At 64.3% G+C, this 16,831-nt stretch carries 16 protein-coding genes; 6 read left to right on the top strand and 10 right to left on the bottom strand.

The genetic code is table 11. The features are described from left to right. Positions 1-29: 29 nt before the first annotated feature. The 3 genes from ACN0S5_RS06745 to ACN0S5_RS06735 are packed head-to-tail and all read left to right on the top strand — an operon-like array spanning position 30 to position 2,990. On the top strand, positions 30-1,067 hold the full coding sequence (locus ACN0S5_RS06745; RefSeq protein WP_417207214.1) for a pyridoxal-phosphate dependent enzyme: 1,038 nt from the start codon (positions 30-32) through the stop codon (positions 1,065-1,067). Then, entirely contained in the window at positions 1,060-2,226 is a 1,167-nt protein-coding gene (locus ACN0S5_RS06740) for a M24 family metallopeptidase (RefSeq protein WP_417207213.1), read from the top strand. Before ACN0S5_RS06745 ends, ACN0S5_RS06740 begins: the two co-directional genes overlap by 8 nt. Further along, positions 2,223-2,990 carry an Asp/Glu racemase gene (locus tag ACN0S5_RS06735; RefSeq protein WP_417207210.1) on the top strand — a complete coding sequence of 256 codons (768 nt, stop codon included), beginning with the start codon at positions 2,223-2,225 and terminating at the stop codon, positions 2,988-2,990. The genes ACN0S5_RS06740 and ACN0S5_RS06735 overlap by 4 nt, the downstream gene beginning before the upstream one ends. A 119-nt stretch (positions 2,991-3,109) precedes the next feature. On the opposite strand, the gene ACN0S5_RS06730 is transcribed toward ACN0S5_RS06735, so the two are convergent. From ACN0S5_RS06730 to ACN0S5_RS06685, 10 genes are all read right to left on the bottom strand, one after another. Next, positions 3,110-4,018, bottom strand: a complete 909-nt coding sequence (locus ACN0S5_RS06730) for an EamA family transporter (RefSeq protein WP_417207208.1) — start codon at positions 4,016-4,018, stop codon at positions 3,110-3,112. A gap of 18 nt (positions 4,019-4,036) precedes the next feature. After that, positions 4,037-4,180: a DUF1127 domain-containing protein gene (locus ACN0S5_RS06725; RefSeq protein WP_417207206.1), complete on the bottom strand. Its 144-nt coding sequence runs from the start codon at positions 4,178-4,180 to the stop codon at positions 4,037-4,039. Further along, entirely contained in the window at positions 4,177-4,800 is a 624-nt protein-coding gene (wrbA, locus tag ACN0S5_RS06720; protein WP_417207205.1) for an NAD(P)H:quinone oxidoreductase, read from the bottom strand. Before wrbA ends, ACN0S5_RS06725 begins: the two co-directional genes overlap by 4 nt. Before the next feature lie 113 nt (positions 4,801-4,913). Continuing rightward, entirely contained in the window at positions 4,914-5,909 is a 996-nt protein-coding gene (locus ACN0S5_RS06715) for a hypothetical protein (RefSeq protein ID WP_417207203.1), read from the bottom strand. Positions 5,910-6,026: 117 nt separating this feature from the next. Continuing rightward, positions 6,027-6,932 (bottom strand): LysR substrate-binding domain-containing protein, encoded by a 906-nt coding sequence (locus tag ACN0S5_RS06710; protein WP_417207200.1) that lies wholly within the window; start codon positions 6,930-6,932, stop codon positions 6,027-6,029. Between the two features lie 187 nt (positions 6,933-7,119). Next, on the bottom strand, positions 7,120-9,456 hold the full coding sequence (locus ACN0S5_RS06705; RefSeq protein WP_417207198.1) for a TRAP transporter fused permease subunit: 2,337 nt from the start codon (positions 9,454-9,456) through the stop codon (positions 7,120-7,122). Positions 9,457-9,545: 89 nt separating this feature from the next. Continuing rightward, positions 9,546-10,604, bottom strand: coding sequence for a TAXI family TRAP transporter solute-binding subunit (locus ACN0S5_RS06700; RefSeq protein WP_417207196.1), 1,059 nt, complete (start codon positions 10,602-10,604; stop codon positions 9,546-9,548). A gap of 55 nt (positions 10,605-10,659) precedes the next feature. Further along, on the bottom strand, positions 10,660-12,333 hold the full coding sequence (locus tag ACN0S5_RS06695; protein ID WP_417207195.1) for a sulfatase-like hydrolase/transferase: 1,674 nt from the start codon (positions 12,331-12,333) through the stop codon (positions 10,660-10,662). A 145-nt stretch (positions 12,334-12,478) separates the two neighbouring features. Continuing rightward, positions 12,479-13,396: a LysR substrate-binding domain-containing protein gene (locus ACN0S5_RS06690; RefSeq protein ID WP_417207194.1), complete on the bottom strand. Its 918-nt coding sequence runs from the start codon at positions 13,394-13,396 to the stop codon at positions 12,479-12,481. Positions 13,397-13,418: 22 nt separating this feature from the next. Then, positions 13,419-14,378, bottom strand: coding sequence for a LysR family transcriptional regulator (locus ACN0S5_RS06685; RefSeq protein ID WP_417207191.1), 960 nt, complete (start codon positions 14,376-14,378; stop codon positions 13,419-13,421). Positions 14,379-14,516: 138 nt separating this feature from the next. On the opposite strand from ACN0S5_RS06685, the gene ACN0S5_RS06680 reads away from it, so the two are divergent. The 3 genes from ACN0S5_RS06680 to ACN0S5_RS06670 are packed head-to-tail and all read left to right on the top strand — an operon-like array spanning position 14,517 to position 16,819. Next, on the top strand, positions 14,517-15,305 hold the full coding sequence (locus tag ACN0S5_RS06680) for a transporter substrate-binding domain-containing protein (RefSeq protein WP_417207189.1): 789 nt from the start codon (positions 14,517-14,519) through the stop codon (positions 15,303-15,305). 59 nt (positions 15,306-15,364) lie between these two features. Further along, positions 15,365-16,159 carry a creatininase family protein gene (locus tag ACN0S5_RS06675; RefSeq protein ID WP_417207187.1) on the top strand — a complete coding sequence of 265 codons (795 nt, stop codon included), beginning with the start codon at positions 15,365-15,367 and terminating at the stop codon, positions 16,157-16,159. 12 nt (positions 16,160-16,171) lie between these two features. Further along, positions 16,172-16,819, top strand: a complete 648-nt coding sequence (locus ACN0S5_RS06670; RefSeq protein WP_417207186.1) for an amino acid ABC transporter permease — start codon at positions 16,172-16,174, stop codon at positions 16,817-16,819. The last annotated feature ends 12 nt before the right edge of the window (positions 16,820-16,831 follow it).

The raw sequence follows: 16,831 nt of genomic DNA, 5'->3' as shown, positions 1-16,831 counted from the left end.
AGGTCATCCCTTGTCACCGGAGGCCCCCCTTGCCCGAGAGTTTTTCCAACCCCGTCCGGGGCACCGGCCTTTTGCGGGACTGGCCGATGCCAAAGGACAATCCTGCGCCGGTTGCGTCCCTGCTGGAGCAATGCCCGAAACATGGCGTGACACCGCTGCGGTCCGCCCCCGATCTGGCGCGCGCCTGCGGCGTGGCGGCCCTGCATATCAAGGACGAAAGCGGGCGCATGGGTCTGGGCAGTTTCAAGGCACTTGGCGCAGCCTATGCGATTGCAAAGGACGCCCGTGCCAATGGGGGCGAACACGCCGCACCGGGCCGGACCTATGTCGCCGCCAGCGCGGGCAACCACGGCCTGTCGGTGGCGGCGGGAGCAGCGGTCTTTGGCGCGCGCGCGGTGATCTATCTGGCACAGACGGTGCCCGAGGCCTTTGCCGAACGGCTCCGCGCCAAGGGGGCCGAGGTTGTCCGCGCGGGCGCCACCTATGAGGACAGCATGGAGGCCGCGCAACGGGCCGCTGCGGACCATGGCTGGACCCTGCTGTCCGACAGTTCGTGGGAGGGCTACACCGACCCGCCGCTGGCGGTGATGGAGGGCTATCTGCAACTGGCCGGTGAGGTCGTCGCGCAAATGCCCGCCCCGCCCAGCCATATCCTGTTGCAGGCCGGTGTGGGCGGCATGGCGGCGGCCTTGACGGCACATTTCCGCAAGGCCTGGGGGGACGCACCGCAGATCGTCGTGGTCGAACCAGAGGCCGCGCCTGCCCTGATCGAAAGCGTTCGCGCCGGACAGGCGGTGACCGCCCCCGGTCCGGTGTCCTGCATGGGGCGGCTGGACTGCAAGACGCCCTCGATGATCGCGCTGGCGGGGCTTTCGCGGGATGCCGACAGCTTTGTGACCATCACCGAGGACGAGGCGGCCGCCGGTGTGGCCCTGCTGGACCGGCACGGCTTTGCCACCACCCCCTCTGGCGGGGCGGGGCTGGCCGCGCTGATCGCCGGATTGCCGGGCATCGGACCACAGGCGCGGGTGCTGGCGGTGCTGAGCGAAGGGCCCGAAGATGGCTGACGCGCGACCCGGTTTTGGCGCAGGCGAATACGCGCGCCGCTGGCAGGCCATGCAGGCGCGCATGGCGGAGGCGGGACAGGACGCATTGCTGCTGACCTCTCCCGCCGATGTGTTCTACCTCACCGGATTTCTGACCCGGTTCTGGGAAAGCCCGGCGCGACCGTGGTTCGTGATCCTGCCGCAAACCGGCGCGCCGGTGGCGGTCATCCCAGAGATCGGCGCGCATCTGATGGCAGAGTGCCACGTGGGTGACATCCGGACATGGCCCGCCCCGGACCCGGTGGATGACGGCATCGGTCTGCTGACCGACACACTGGCCGGTCTTGTCCCCGAACGTGGCCGCATCGGTCTGCCCATGGGTCTGGAAACCAGCCTGCGGATGCCGCTGGGCGACTATCTGCGCCTGACCGCCGCGCTGGCCCCGCGCGCCTTTGTCGATGCCACCGACACCGTGCAGCGGGTGCGTGAGATCAAGTCCGAACAGGAAATCGCCGCGATCCGCAGCATTTGCGCCATCGCCGGGCGCGCCTTTGACGCCGTCCCGACCATCGTCGCCACCGACCGGCGGCTGGACGCCGTGTTCCGCCACTTTCAGGCCGCTTTGCTGGAGGCGGGTGCGGATTGGGTCAGCTATACCGCCGGTGGCGCGGGTCCCGGCGGCTATGGCGATGTGATCTCTCCGGCGCAGCCGATCCCGTTGCAGCGCGGCGATATCCTGATGCTGGACACCGGCGCGGTGAAGGCGGGGTATTTCTGCGATTTCGACCGCAACTTTGCCATCGGCCCGCCGTCCGATGCTGCCCGCCGCGCGCAGGCGGCGCTGTATGAGGCAACGGAACAGGCGCTGGCGCAGCTGCGGCCCGGCATGACCGCACGTGACGCGCACCATCTGCTGACACAGAGCCTGACTGCGCAGGGGGCCACCCCCTGCGGCGGGAGGCTGGGGCACGGGTTGGGCGTGACGCTGACCGAATGGCCCTCGTTCACCGATCGCGACCCCACCGTCCTGCGCGAAAACATGGTGCTGACGCTGGAACCATCGGTCGAGATCGCGCCGGGCAAGATCATGGTACACGAAGAAAACATCGTCCTGCGCGCCGATGGCCCGGACCTGTTGTCGCCCCGCGCCCCCTGCGCGTTGCCGGAGATCGAGATATGAGCAGCTTTCCCTACGACCTGTCGGCCCCCGGCGCGCCCGTACTGGGCCTGATCGTTCTGCAAACGGATGAAACAATCGAGGGCGACATCCTGCGGCTGTTCGGGAGCAGCGCCGTCAGGATCTATGTCAGCCGCGTGCGCGCGGGGGCCGCCGTGACGCCCGCGATGATTGCGCAGATGGCGCTGGACCTGCCAGAGGCCGCGTCGATGCTGCCGCAGACCCCGCACTATGCGGCGGTCGGCTATGGCTGCACCTCGGGCACAACGCTGATCGGCGTCGACCGGGTGGCAGAGCTGATCCGGTCGGGCCGCCACACGGATGCGGTTTGCGATCCGCTCAGCGCGGCGCGGGCGGTTTGCGCACACCTTGGAATTCGCAGGCTGGGGCTGGTGTCCCCCTATCGCGCCGATGTGGCGCAACCGGTCAGCGACGCCTTTGAAACCGACGGCTTGAAGGTCACGCGCGCCGTCCATTTCGGCGAAGAGGTAGAGGCAAACGTAGCGCGCATCACCGCCGACAGCGTGATGGCCGCCGCGCGTGAGGTGACGCGCCACGGCGATGTGGACGGGATCTTTTTGTCCTGCACCAACCTGCGGACCCTCGATGTGATCGGACCGCTTGAGCGGGAACTGGGCCTGCCGGTCTTTGGCAGCAACCTTGCCTTGGCATGGTCCATGGCACGTGCCGCCGGGCTGGACAGTGCCCTGAACGGTGATTTCTCCCTGCTTCGGTTTCAACGTCCAGAGGTGCTTGTTTCAGGATAGGAGCCCCCCCTTGTGCACGGGCACGCCCTGCCATTGCCTTGGTCCAGTCACGGCTGGGGATTTCTCCCTCAAAGGCAACCAACGTAACCGACACCAAGGCAGCACGCGCCCTTACCCCATCACCCGTTTCTGACCTTGGCCGCTTGGCCAAGGGAGAGCGACCCCAGCGACCTTGCGGCGCCCGGACGATTGGCAAACTGACCGGCAAGAACCGATCCCAGCACAATCACCGCCCCGGCCATCTGGACGACGCTCAGCGCCTGCCCCAGCCACAGCCACCCCAGTATGACGGCTGTCACCGGGCTCATCATGCCCAGCATGGACACCGCCCCCGGTTCCAGCCTCGCAACGCCGCGAAACCACAGCCAATAGGTCGCCGCCGCACCGATCAGGCCAAGCCATGCCAGACCGGCGATGTTGAGCATGGTCAGCGCAGGCAATGGCGGCTCCAGCAGCAGCGCAAGGGGCACGAGGATCAGCCCCCCGGCGGTCAATTGCCATGCGGTAAAACTCAGCGCCGGGACCGGCGGCTGCCACTTGCGGCTGAGCACCGTGCCCGCCGCCATGGAGGCCGCCCCGCCCAGTCCGGCGGCGACCCCCAGAGGATCAAGCGCGGCCTCTGGCCCCAGCAGCAACAGCGCCACCCCCGCAATACCGCAGGCCGCTGCGATCACCGCGCCCGCGCGGATGGGCGTGCCCAGCCAGCCGCGCGCCATGCCGATCACCATCATCGCCTGCAACGCCCCCAACGTCGCCGCCACACCGCCGGGCAGGCGATAGGCCGCCACGAAAAGCAGCACCCAGAACAGCGCAAAGTTCAATGCGCCCAGCGCAAAGGTCCGCCCCAGCCACGCGCGCGGCGGCAGGCAGCGCGTCAGCGCCAGCAACAGCAAGCCAGCGGGCAGAGCGCGCAACATGGCAAGCGTCACCGGATGGCCGGGCGGCAGGGCCTCGGTTGTGACCAGATAGGTGCTGCCCCAGATGGCCGGGGCCAGCGCCGTGAGGACGATATCGGTTGTGCGGGTCATGTCGGGTCTCCTGTCAGGTCACCAAAGGGGCGGATGCGGAACACGCGGCGGCGTCGGATCCGGGGTCAGACCGATGTCGCGCAGCAGGTGGTCGGACATGCCTTGCAACTGCCTGCGGGCGGTCCGGGGCGACGGGCGCTTGGGCTTTGTGAACAGGCTCATGCCGCCGCCTCCCGTGCCGCACCCGCCGCCATGCGCGCCGCGATCCGCGCCACATGCGCGCCCTGAAACCGCGCTCCCTCAAGGTCAGTGGGCGTCGGCATCAAAGAGCCGTCCGCCCCGGCGATGGTCCCGGCCCCGTAGGGCGTGCCGCCCAGAATGCCCTCGGCAGAGGTCTGCCCGGCAAAGGTGTAGGGCAGCCCGGCGATCAGCATTCCGAAATGCATCAGCGGGATATGCGCGGACAACAGAACCGCCTCATGCCCGCCGTGCTGTGAGCCGGTCGAGGCAAAAACCGCCCCCACCTTGCCGACCAGCGCGTTGCTGGCCCAAAGCCCGCCTGCCTGATCAAGGAACTGCTTCATCTGCGCCGTCATCAGGCCAAACCGGGTGGGGGTGCCAAAGATGATGCCATCATAGGCCGTCATGTCCGCCGGGGTCGCAACCGGCGTCGCATCCGCGACATAGCCCGCAGAATGGCGCACCGCCTCTGGCACCGTTTCAGGCACGCGGCGGATATCGACATGGGTGCCGGGCACGCTCAGCGCGCCTTCGGCCTCGGCGCGGGCCAGATCGCGGACGTGGCCATAGCTGGAATAGTAAAGAACAAGAATGCGGGGCATGGGATGTCTCCTGTGTAGGGTGCGATACGCAGAAGATCGGTCAGACAGGGGTCGGGAATAACCGGCCCGTTCTCAAGTCATTCTTTACGCCGGTTGAAGAATGCGGGCCCCGACTAGCGTTTGATGTACCAGACCAGAGCGGTTTCATACCCCAAGGAGCCAAGCAGGTTCTTCTTCGACGTCCAGGCCGCGGGACAGACAACAAGCGCCGCATCGTTCTGCCGCTTGGCCAATGCCGCCTCTGCCGCCGCAAACAGATCCGACGCACCGGTTCCGGCACCGTCAATTCGGGTCGGGTCATGCAGGTCTGTATGGTGAAAGTCGTCGATGAACCCGGTGGCGGCAATGTCATGCGCGGGCGGGAAATGCAGGGCGGTCGCGGGTTGTGAGATGACATAGCCCTCAACCTCGCCCTCCGGGTCGGACACGAACATGTCGCGATCCGCCAATGTCAGGCTGCGGGTCATCCAGTTGCCAAACCGGATATCCGCGTCGGGATGCGGTTTCCAGAAGGTGTTCAGGTCCAGCAGGATCTGCCTGTGGTCGGCGCTGAGGCCCACAATCGCGGCCACATCCGCATCGGACGCCTTGCGCACAGACGTGGCGGCAGGGGCATCCCGCAGGCCGGTCCGCGCCAGATACAGCGTCAGCGGGTCATAGGCCCGTGCCTGATAGTCCTGCGCCCAGTTGCCACCGACGACAGACGACGCCACCAGAACCTTTGCCCCTGCGCCGACAAGGTCGGCCTCTGCCGCATCCAGCAACACCGACCGGGTGCCATCCGGCGCGTCATCAGACACAAAGCTGTCTTCCATGATCAGCCCCGGCGCCCCGAATTCACCGGCATAGATCGGCGGCACCGGCAACAGGATGGTGTGGATCACCCCGACCACAGCGCCCCCTGCCTCGGCCAGTAGCCATTGCTGGCGAAACGGCGGGTTTTCGCTCTCCATCGCCCGTTTGATGGCCATGACGATCTGCTCGCGGGCATCGGCCTTCAGTGTCCACAAGACGGGATTGGCGACCTGCCTTTGCTCTGCGTCGCGCAGCAGCAGATCAGCCATGATGTCCAGATCAGCAAGGACGGCTGGACGCACTGAGGGGGTCATGGGCATGCTCCTTGGGTATACGTTCGTATAGCCCTACGCCAAGTTCGCCCGGACCGCCATAACCGTGTCCCGCAGTCTTGAGACAGTCAGGACCAGCCCCCGTGCCCGCTCAAGTGATCAAGGACGTCCACCTGTCCCGTCGCCCATCGCCTGTTGCAGATGTTCGAGAAAGGCATTCACCCGCGCATCCATGCCCAGACGTGAGGCGGTGACGGCAAAAACCTCTGGCCCCGGCAATTCATGGTCCGGCAGGACAGGCACCAGCAGGCCACGCGCCACGGGATCGTCAGACACAAAGTCCGGCAGGGTGCCAATCCCCTGCCCCGCAATCAGCAGGTCGCGCAGGACAAGGCTGTTGCCGACGCGGACCGACGGGTCGATGTCCAGCACCGTGTCGCCCTCGGGGCCGGTCAGGGTCCAGCGGGTCAGGTGGTCGGCCATCAGGAACCCCAGCAGGCGGTGCCGGGTCAGATCCGCTGGCCCCTGCGGCGTCCCGGCCCGGTCCAGATAGGACCGGGCGGCAAATATCCGTTGCCGCACGTGGCCGATGCGCCGCACGATCAGAGCCGAATCCGGCAAGGTCGGGCGAATGCGGATCGACAGGTCGAACCCGCCCTCGACCATGTCCACCACCCGGTCGTCGAGCGACATGGTAAAGCGCAGATCGGGGAACCGCTCCAGAAAGTCGGGCAGCATGGGGGCAATCACCATCTGGCCAAAGGACGAGGGCACATTGATCCTCAGATGACCGCGCACACTGCCGACCCCGGCGCGGATGCGGTCCTCGACCTCACCGACCGCGCGCAGCAACGCGCGCGATTCCTCGTAGTAATGCCGCCCCTGTTCGGTCAGCGACATCGACCGCGTGGAACGCGTCAGCAGCAGGCAGCCAAGGCTTTCCTCCAGCAGCTTGACCTCGCGGCTGAGCAGCGCCGAGGACACGCCCAGATCCTCTGCCGCGCGGACAAAGCTGCCCCGCTCGACGATCCGGCAATAGGCGTTCATGACGGATAGCTTGTCCATCCCGGCGCTCCGTTCGCGGGCGATGGCCCACGTCGATGACAATGGCGCGCAGAATGCCACATCCTGTCCGGATGCCAAGGGCATAGGCGGCTGGTCAGCGGGCGAAGGGCAGCGGGCTGCCGGTCAGCCGTACATACCAATTGTCCGCCGCATCGGCGACGTGCGCCCGGCCCTCTGGTCGATGGGCTCAGGTTCGTTGCACCTGCCCTGCCCCCGCCGACCGGCGATGCCACACGATCAAGGCGATGCCCGCGACCACGCCGACCGCGAACAGGTATGGCGACTTCATCATGATCAGCACCGCAAGACCAAGGCGCAGCGCCATCTCGACACGTCCCAGCGGGGCGGTATCGAACCGCGCCAGCACGCTGGCCAGCAGGTAAAACGCCAGCGCCAGCCGCGCCAGCAACCCCAGCAGGTGCAGCGGATGCACCCCGCCGTCCAGACCGGGCAGGTAACGGTCACCGCCGGGCAGCGGGTTCAGTTGCGCCTGCTCGATCAGCAACAGTTCGGGATAGAAGGCAAAGATAAAAGGGATCACAAACATCACGATGCCCGCGCGCACCGCCGCGACCCCCGTCCGCATCGGATCGGCCCCGGTGATCGACGCGGCGGCAAAGGCCGCCACGGCCACGGGTGGCGTGATCGCCGAAGCGACGGCAAAGTAGAAGATGAACATGTTGGCCGTGAAGGTCGCAATGCCCAGCCCGACCAGCATCGGCCCCATCAGCAACGCCACGTTGATATAGGCCGGCACCGTCGGCATCCCCATGCCCAGAAGAACCGCCAGAACCATGGTCGCCAGCAGCGCCAGCAGCAGGAACAGCCCGTTCTGCCCGATCTCCGCGCCCGAGCTGCTGAGCCAGCTCAGCACGTCCACGGCGACATAATTCGACAGGCCGGTGAAATTCAGACAAAAGTCGATCACCGACACGGCAAGGAACATCAGGTACAGACGGCTGACCAACAGCCCGGCATCCGCCAGCGCAGCAACGATCTGTCCGGGTTTGCGCCGGATCTCACGGTCCAGAAAGAACAACCCGATCAGCAGCGCCGCCGCCCACCATCCGGCAGAGCCCGCATCCCCGGCGGAGTTCTGGATCAGTTCCAGCAGCCACGGCAGGTTTTGGGCGCGGCAGTTGTCGCCGGTGACGATCTGCGTCACGCCCCAGAAAGACGCCAGCGGTCCGCAGCCCACCGCCTCTTTCGGGGTCAGCAACAGCACGAGGATCAGCAGCACCGGCAGAAAGATCATCAGGAGATGCAGCTTGTCCTCGCCGGTCAGGCGCATGTCCTCGGTGACGTCACCCACCGCCTCGATCCCCTGTTTGCGGGCCTGAAAGGCGACCGTCAGAAAGAGACAGCCAAAGTAGGCCACCGCAGGCAGGGTCGCCGCGATGATCACCTCGCGGTAGGGGACCACGGTCATCGCGGCAAGGACAAAGGCCGCAACCCCCATGACCGGCGGCATGATCTGCCCGCCGGATGAGGCCGCCGCCTCTATCCCGCCGGAAAACCGCCGGTCAAAGCCACGCTTCAGCATCATCGGAATGGTCAGCACCCCGGTCGACAACACGTTCACCACCGGCCCGCCAGAGATGGTGCCAAACATGGCAGAGGACACGATGGCGGCATGCGCCGGGCCGCCCCGCAGGCGGCGCGTCCAGAGAAAGGCCAGCTTGATCAGCGACTTGCCCCCTGCGGAGACACCAAAGAGCGCGCCAAGCACGATGTAGGGAAAGACCGTGCTCATCAGGATCGCCATGAACCGCCCCAGCAGGCCCTGGGCGTTGTTCACAAGGATGTCCTGCACGTCGGGCCGCCCGTCGATCAACTGGCGCGGCTCTCCGCCCAGCTTGGTCACGAGGTATTTGTTCATGTCGTCCGCGCCAAAGACGTACCAGATCAGCACCGTCGCCATGGTGTAGGCGGCGATCAGGATCGCCACCGCCACCAGCGGAAAGCCCCAGACCCGCACGTTGTAGCCCAGAAAGACGACTATCGCGACCGCCATCAGCGGAAAGATCCCAAGGCCCAGCGTGTCGATGCAGGACGGGTCGTCGATGGTTGTCGGCGGCGGCAGGCCCATCGACTCGGCAAATTCGATCTCATCCAGCAATGCACGGGCGATCAGCTCTGCCCGTTCGCCGGTGATCTGATCGATCAGACAGACAGAATCGATCTCGATCAGGTAGGCCGCCGCGATGGCAAAGGCCATGACAACCAGCGCAATGTCCATGCAAAGACCAAGAAGGGACTGCGCCCTGCCCCGCGCGCGATAAAGCCGCGCCATCGACTGATCCAGCGCGACAATCGTCATCATAATCACGAAACAGACCGGCGCAAGATACTCAAAGCTGAACCGCCGGATCAGGACCCCTTCGCCGAAGGTGCGCGTCACCCAGTCATCCAGTCCGGGGATCGACGGCATCGTGTTCAACAGCCCGATCGCCACCAGCACAAGGCCAAGGACCAAGGAAATCCGAGTGTAGACGGTACGACGCGGAAGGGTGTCGGTGCTCATGACCAAGGCTCCGGTTCAAGGGTTCAGTTGACACGAGAATGGGGCGCGCCGGGCGGCGCATCAGAAAACCGGCCCGGCGCTACGCGAGATCAGTCCTTGGCGCAGTCCGGCACGGTATACCCGGCCTCTTCCCAAGCCGCGACGGCGCCGGGGTGGTATTTGAGCGGGTTGATCCCGCAAAATCCCGAGGCTTCCGGGTCCAGAACCGCGAGGTTCACGTTCTTCATGTACGGCGTCTTGAGCTTGAGCGCGTCCAGCGTGGCGATGTATTCCGCCACCAGCGCCTTGACCATGTCAAAGTCCATGTCCTTGTGCACAACGTCGGCAAAGGCGGTTCCAATCCCGCGATAGCTGTCGTCGTCCGAAATCAGGCGCACGCCGCTGTCGGCACCATAGCCCATATCCTGCCATTTCACGACGATAGGCACATTGCCCGGTGCCTTGAAAACACGCTGATAGGCGTCGCTTTCGAAGATGTCCTTGGGGGTCGAGATCATGACGATATCGCCCGCCGCCTGCATCATCGTGGCCCGTGCCGACGGAAAGGTCAGCGGAAAGACAAAGGCGTCCATCGACCCGTCCACAAGACGTTGCGGCAGTTGACCCCAATTGTCCTGATGGCCGGTATAGCCTTCGCCGTCCTTCAGACCGGCGGCCAGAAAGATCGCCTGACGGGCATTCACCAGCGCAGCGCCGCGCGGCGGACCGTTCCAGACGTTCTTGCCCGCCAGATCGTCCCATGTGGCGATGCCTTCGCTTTCCAGCGCGATCAACCCATAGGCCCCGGCGTTGTAGGGATAAAGCGCGCGCAGGTTCGCGGCCAGTTCGGCCCCCTGCTCTTCGCCAAGGCTGGAATAGGGTCCGCGTCCCTTGGCCATCAGGAACCCAAGGATCAGCGGCATCGGTGCGATGTCGGTGCTGCCATTGGCGACGTTCAGGATCGAGTTGGTCAGCGTCTGGCCCTCGCGGACCTGAAGGCTGGCGATGCCCGCACCCGCCGCGACCTCGGACAGGTGCAGGATGCTGACATGCGGACTGTTGCCGGGCGAGGACGCCTCGGCCGTCAGGTTCACCTGCGCCGAGGCCGTCCCCGCCGCCATTGCGCCTGCCAGACACAGCCCGGCAAAAGTCTTTGTGAATCGTTTCATGGCTTCCTCCCTTGAACCATTTTGGCCGTGGCTCCTCCTGCCCCGGCGGTCTTGACTAGGTGCCCTTTGGCCCCGCTTTCATGTCCGGCGCCTTGCGGCCCCGGTAATGCACGGTCAGGTCCAGCGGGATATCGTTCTCGTCATAGACGCCCAGAACGATGCCGCGCCGCGCCGTCTTGGTCCGCATCTCGACCAGTTGCGCTTCGCTGCGCGTGGTGCGCTGCGACTGCCGCCGGGTCCATGTGAACAGCTTGTCATACATCGCCGCGATAATCTCGGCGTGATCCTCGCGTCCGCCAAGATCGACAAGCTCCATCGGATCGGCTTGCAGGTCGAACAGCAACGGGCGATGGCCGCCTTCGCAATGGATCAGCTTCCACCGCGTGTCGATCACGCAGAACATCACCGCATCGCGCACCGCCACATTCATCTGCGCCGCGACAGGCGAGGCAGAGTAGTCATATTCGCAGATTGCGTAATCGCGCAGCGTGTCATCGCGTTCGCCGCGCAGGATCGGCAGCAGGCTTTCGCCCTCCAGCACGTGATAGTCCGGCGTACCGCCCGCGACCTCGACAAAGGTCGGGGCAAGATCGATGGATTCCACCAGCGCGTCGCAGACCGTGCCGCGCGTCGCATCCGCCGCCTCGGACGGATCGTAGATGATCAGCGGCACCTTGGCGGAGGTGTCGTGGAAAAAGGTCTTTTCCCCCATCCAGTGATCGCCAAGGAAATCACCGTGATCAGAGGTCACAACGATCAGCGTGTCCTCCATCCGGCCGGTGTCCTCCATCCACTGGAACAGGCGGCCCATCTGGTCGTCGGCCTGTTTGATCAGCCCCATGTAGGCGGGGATCACCGCGTCGCGCACATCGGCCCTTGAAAACGCCTCTCCGACGCGGGTGCCCATAAAGGCCCCCAGCACCGGATGCGCCTCTGCCCGCTCGGTGTCCGAGCGGATCACCGGCTGCACGTCCTCGGCGCCATACATGCTGGCATAGGGTTCGGGCACGACATAGGGCCAGTGCGGCTTGATAAAACTCAGGTGGCAACACCACGGGCCGTCCTGCGCCGCCATGAACGCCATGCCGCGCCCTGTCAGATAGGGGGTTTCGCTGTCTTCCTCGGCGATGTTGGCCGCTTCGCTGGAATTCTTGAGGAACCAGCCCGACAGCACGTTACCCGCGTCATCCAGCCCCGAGTTGGCAAAATCGTGCCACGGGTTGTCGCTCTCATAGCCTTTGGACCTCAGGTACTTGTTGTACTGCTTGGCGCCGTCCGGATCATAGGGGCCATCCGGTCCCTCGGGCAGCATCCCGTCGTCGCGTTCATAGACGTCAAAGCCGCATTCGGCGACGCGTGCGCCGATCAGGCTGTCGGGTTCCAGACCCAGACGCGCCATCCCTTCGGCATCGGCCCGCATATGGGTCTTGCCGACCAGATGGCACGACATGCCCAGCTTGCGCAGGTGATCACCCATCGTGATCTCCCCCACCTTGAGCGGGATGCCGTTCCAGCTGGCCCCGTGGCTGTGCACATAGCGCCCGGTATAGGTCGACATGCGGGACGACCCGCAGATCGGCGACTGGATATAGGCGCGGGTAAAGCGCACGCCCCTAGAAGCCAGACGGTCGATATTGGGGGTATGCAGGGTCTTGTGACCATAACAACTCAGATAATCCCAGCGCAGCTGGTCGAACATGATGAACAGGATGTTCTTTGCTTTGGCCATTCTGATATCGGCAACCGTCGCATCGATACGCTTTGCACCAACAGGGACAGTCGCATCCCCTCCTCCCGTGGTTCCTGATCACTGGTTGTACGGGAAGTCAGGTCAGGGGGGAAATAATGATTCCAGATGCATCATAACGAAACCGCTATGACAGGCCTTGATCCCGCACCTCTTCGCGGATCATGTCGATCAGCAGTTGCGCCGCCGGGCTGGGCACGGTCCCCGTCGGCGTGGTGATGCCCACCGCGCCCAGCATCGCGCCGCCCGCGATGTCCAGAGGCGTAACCAGCCCCTCGGCCAGTTCACGCTGCATCGCGCCCATCGGATGACAGACAATGGCGTCCGAGGCGGCAAGGTAATTGCGGGCAAACTCGAACGAGATGGTTTCGATCTGGTTCACAAAGCGGGTCAGACCCTGCGCGATTATAAAGCGGTCGATTTCGGCCCGGATGATGGTGCCCGGATTGGGCAGCACCACCGGATAGGCATCCATGTCATGAATGCCCAGCCCCGACCGTCCGGCAAGCGGGTGCCCGGAGCGGGTGAAGAACGCCAGCGGTTCGGTGTAGAGGTGTTCGAAATGCAACCCCTCCATGTGTTCCGCCGCCAGCAATCGGCCAAAGCCAAAGTCAACGGCCCCCTGCGCCAGATATTGCCGCAATCCACCGCCGGACGCCGGCAAAAAGGTGATGTCGATCTCCGGGTAGAGCGATTTGAACCGGCGCACCGCACCGGGCATGATCACCCGCACGACATTGGGCAGCACATAGGCCGCGACCCGTTCCCCGGCCATCTGCCCGCGCAGCACCTCGAATCCCCGGTCGATCTGACCCAGACCGTTGGACACAAAGGCCAGCAAGGTCTTGCCCGCCTCGTTCAGCACCAGCCCGGTATTGCTGCGGTCAAACAATGGCTTGCCAATCATTTCCTCAAGTTCGCGCAGCGACCGCGAAACCGAAGGCTGCACCGTCCCCAACTCTTCGGCGGCGCGGGTGACGGACCCCAGCAGGGCGATTGTGCGAAAACACCTGAGGTGACGCAGTCTGATCCGGGCGCTTGGCATGTGTCCCTCCAGTGTCGGGCGGTCAGGCGTGATAGGTGCGGTCCGCCAATGGGACTGAATCCATTTCGTCGTTCAGCATGTCAAGCAAGGCGATTTCGGCCCGGTTCATGCTGCGTTTGCCATTGGTCAAAACGTGAATATCGACCGCAGGCAGCGCGCTGTAAGGCGGCACCTGCCACAACAGCCCGGTCTGCACGTCCTTGCTGGCGATATGCACCGGCAAGGCCCCGATGCCGATATTGGCCACGATCATGCGGCGGACTTCGGGCAGATTGGACGACAGCCCCTTTGGGTCTGATCGCATCCCCAAACGCCTGCGCAACTGCGCGACACCGGACAACGACCCCTCCAGTTCATCGGTCTGAAAGGACACCGCGTCTTCGTCCCGGAGTTCGGCAGGGTCGATCGACTCGCAGCCATACAGCCGGTGCGAGGGCCCGCAGTAAAAGCCGAAAAACTCCCGGTAGAGCACCCGCGCCTCCAGCCCGACGGGGTCCTGTTGCAGCAGGCAGACCCCAAAGGTGACGCGGTTTTGCTGCAAATGCGCAATCACATCGGCACTGTCCATGGTCGAGATCGTATAGCTCACCCTTGGGTACTGCGCGTTGAAGCGCGCCAGAACCGAATCGAAATGGGTCGACACCACGTGACTGGCCACCGCGATGCTGATCTGGCCGGTTACTTCTTCTTCCAGCCCCCCCATCAGATCCGGCAACTGCGCGACAGCGCCAAAAATCGTGCTCGCCTCGGCATACAACACCCGCCCCCAGGGCGTGACACTGAAATGCTTGGGCGACCGATTGACCAGCTTGCGGCCCATGATGTCTTCGAGCCGCTTCAGCGCCGCGCTGATTGTCGGCTGTTTCAGGCCGAGAAAATGCGCCGCAGGCGTGATACCGCCCTCATCCACCACCACCATGAAGGTGCGCAACAGGTTCCAATCCAGATTCCAGGGAAAACGTTGCGCGTAAGGCTTTAGCATAGATCAAAACTATCTTAGGGATTGTACATATCTATTTGCCCTATGATCCGACGCGGCGCAACCTGTGAGTCACTGTGTCTTTGGACTGCGCTTCGGCATGCGCGGTCCAAAAAACGTAAAAACAACAGGGAACCAGACATGAAAAAATCGATGAACATCCTGCGCCGCAGCGTCCTGACCGGAGCCGTTGCCATGATGGGTCTGAACGTTGCGCCGATGGCGGCCAGCGCCGATGAACTGGCCGATATCAAGGAACGCGGCGTGCTGAGCATCGCCATGAGCGGGCAGTATCCGCCGTTCAACTTTGTCAACGAACAGAACGAGGTTGTCGGCTTTGACCCCGCCATCGGCACCGAGATCGCCAAGCGCATGGGACTGGAGGTCAAGATCGTCACCACCGCATGGGACGGCATCATCGGCGGCCTGCTGGCCAGCAAATACGACGCGGTCGTCGGCTCCATGTCGATCACCGAAGAGCGCGACAAGGTGATTGATTTTGTCGGCCCCTACTACAACACCAAGCGGGCGATCTTTACCAAGGCAGGCTCTGACATCACCACCGTCGAACAACTGAACGATGCCAAGGTCGGCGTGACGCTGGGTGAGACGCATGAGCAATGGGCCCGCGATCAGGGCTATGACATCAACACCTACAAGGGTCTGCCGGAACTGCTGCTGGAACTGAACAATGGCCGGGTCGACGCCATCGTGAACGATTCCATCCCGGTCATGCTGGCGATGAAGGCCGGACAGTACGATCTGGCCATCATCAACGATCCCGCCGCCGAACCCATCGGGGCCGGTATCGCCATCCGCGAGGGCAACCCGGATCTGGCCGCCGCCATGCAGGCCGCGCTGGATTCGATGATGGCGGACGGCACCTATCTGGCCATCGCCAACGAATGGGTGGGCGGCGACATCCGCTGAATTGCCACGCCTGCCGGGACAATCCCGGCAGGCCCCCTTCTCTTGCGGAACCTGCCCACATGACAACGACCACCTATGGCCATCTGACATGGGAAGACGTGCGCGATGCCGACAAGGATCGTGTGGTCATCCTTAACGTCTCGGCGACAGAGGATCACGGCCCGCACATGCCGCTGGACACCGACACGGTGCTGGGCATGGCCGTGGCAGAGGGTGTGGCACGCGCCGCCCCCGATGAGGTGTTTGTGATGCCGCCCGTGCCCTACGGGTTCAACGAACACCACAAGGACTTTCCCGGCGTGATCTGGATTCAGCCCGAAACACTGATCGCCTTTGTCACCGACATCACCAAATCGCTGGCCCACCACGGGTTCCGGCGCATCCTGCTGTTGAACTCACACGGGTCGAACCATCCCTGCCTTGACCTTGCCGCGCGCAAGACGGTGATCGAGACAGGCATCATCTGCGTTTCTGCCTCGTACTGGAACCTGATGTCGGCGCGGATCAACGAGGTCCGCAAATCCGACATCGGCGGCATCGCCCATGCCGGCGAGTTCGAGGCCGCGATGTACATGCACCTGCACCCCGACCGCGTGCATATCGAAAAGTCGACCACGCAGAACCTGCACAACCCCGACAGCAAGTTCTTCAACCTTGATCTGGCGGGCGGCGGCGGCGGCGCGATGCTGATGCGCTGGTGGTCCGAGGTGTCGCCCGACGGCACCATGGGCGACCCGACGGTGGCCGATGCCGAGACGGGCAAGAAATTCCTCGACGCCGCGATCGAGGAAACCACCGCCCTGATCCGGGAAATCCGCGCGCTGCCCATTCTGCCGCGCCATGATCATCATTGAAAGGCGGCTGATTTGGACACGGAACTGATCCTGCGGGTCTACCCCTTTTTCCTCGAAGCGGCATGGGTGACGATACAGCTGTCGGTCCTGACCGCTGTTCTGGGCCTGACCTGTGGCGCACTGGGCGCGGCGGCGCGGCTGTCGCGTCTGGCGGTCTTTCGCTGGATCGCGGCGGCCTATGTCAGCGTCATCCGGGGCACGCCCGCGCTGATTCAGGTGTTTATCCTCTATTTCGGAGGTCCACAGGTGGGCATCCAGCTGGATTCCTTTGCCGCCGGCACCATCGCACTAGGGGTCAATATCGGCGCTTACATGACCGAAACCATTCGTGGTGCCATTGTCTCCGTCGACAAGGGCCAGACCGAAGCCGCCCGCACGCTGGGTCTCAGCCGATGGCAGACCATGCGCAAAGTGGTCCTGCCGCAGGCCGCGCGCCTGATGATCCGCCCCCTTGGCGTCAACATCAACGCGCTGATCAAGGGCACCGCGCTGGTCGCGCCCATTTCGGTGGTGGAACTGACCTACACCGCGCAACGCTTTATCGGATCGACCTACAAACCGTTCGAAATGTTCCTGCTGTCCGGGCTGCTCTACATGGTGATCATCTATGTGGTGGGTCAGGGCATTCACTGGCTCGACCGGCGGGCGCGCATCACATGAGCGGTTTGATTG

Origin of the sequence: Antarctobacter sp. (assembly GCF_048262615.1) — a bacterium.
Classification (GTDB): Bacteria; Pseudomonadota; Alphaproteobacteria; order Rhodobacterales; family Rhodobacteraceae; genus Antarctobacter.
This window is presented reverse-complemented; position numbering and strand designations above follow the sequence as displayed.

Excerpts from the sequence above, each read along its gene's own strand:
- wrbA (WP_417207205.1), bottom strand. The coding sequence starts at position 4,800 with ATGCCCCGCATTCTTGTTCTTTACTATTCCAGCTATGGCCACGTCCGC.
- ACN0S5_RS06690 (WP_417207194.1), bottom strand. The coding sequence starts at position 13,396 with ATGCCAAGCGCCCGGATCAGACTGCGTCACCTCAGGTGTTTTCGCACA.
- ACN0S5_RS06735 (WP_417207210.1), top strand. The coding sequence starts at position 2,223 with ATGAGCAGCTTTCCCTACGACCTGTCGGCCCCCGGCGCGCCCGTACTG.
- ACN0S5_RS06685 (WP_417207191.1), bottom strand. The coding sequence starts at position 14,378 with ATGCTAAAGCCTTACGCGCAACGTTTTCCCTGGAATCTGGATTGGAAC.
- ACN0S5_RS06680 (WP_417207189.1), top strand. The coding sequence starts at position 14,517 with ATGAAAAAATCGATGAACATCCTGCGCCGCAGCGTCCTGACCGGAGCC.
- ACN0S5_RS06715 (WP_417207203.1), bottom strand. The coding sequence starts at position 5,909 with ATGACCCCCTCAGTGCGTCCAGCCGTCCTTGCTGATCTGGACATCATG.
- ACN0S5_RS06705 (WP_417207198.1), bottom strand. The coding sequence starts at position 9,456 with ATGAGCACCGACACCCTTCCGCGTCGTACCGTCTACACTCGGATTTCC.
- ACN0S5_RS06740 (WP_417207213.1), top strand. The coding sequence starts at position 1,060 with ATGGCTGACGCGCGACCCGGTTTTGGCGCAGGCGAATACGCGCGCCGC.
- ACN0S5_RS06725 (WP_417207206.1), bottom strand. The coding sequence starts at position 4,180 with ATGAGCCTGTTCACAAAGCCCAAGCGCCCGTCGCCCCGGACCGCCCGC.
- ACN0S5_RS06695 (WP_417207195.1), bottom strand. The coding sequence starts at position 12,333 with ATGGCCAAAGCAAAGAACATCCTGTTCATCATGTTCGACCAGCTGCGC.
- ACN0S5_RS06675 (WP_417207187.1), top strand. The coding sequence starts at position 15,365 with ATGACAACGACCACCTATGGCCATCTGACATGGGAAGACGTGCGCGAT.
- ACN0S5_RS06730 (WP_417207208.1), bottom strand. The coding sequence starts at position 4,018 with ATGACCCGCACAACCGATATCGTCCTCACGGCGCTGGCCCCGGCCATC.
- ACN0S5_RS06710 (WP_417207200.1), bottom strand. The coding sequence starts at position 6,932 with ATGGACAAGCTATCCGTCATGAACGCCTATTGCCGGATCGTCGAGCGG.
- ACN0S5_RS06700 (WP_417207196.1), bottom strand. The coding sequence starts at position 10,604 with ATGAAACGATTCACAAAGACTTTTGCCGGGCTGTGTCTGGCAGGCGCA.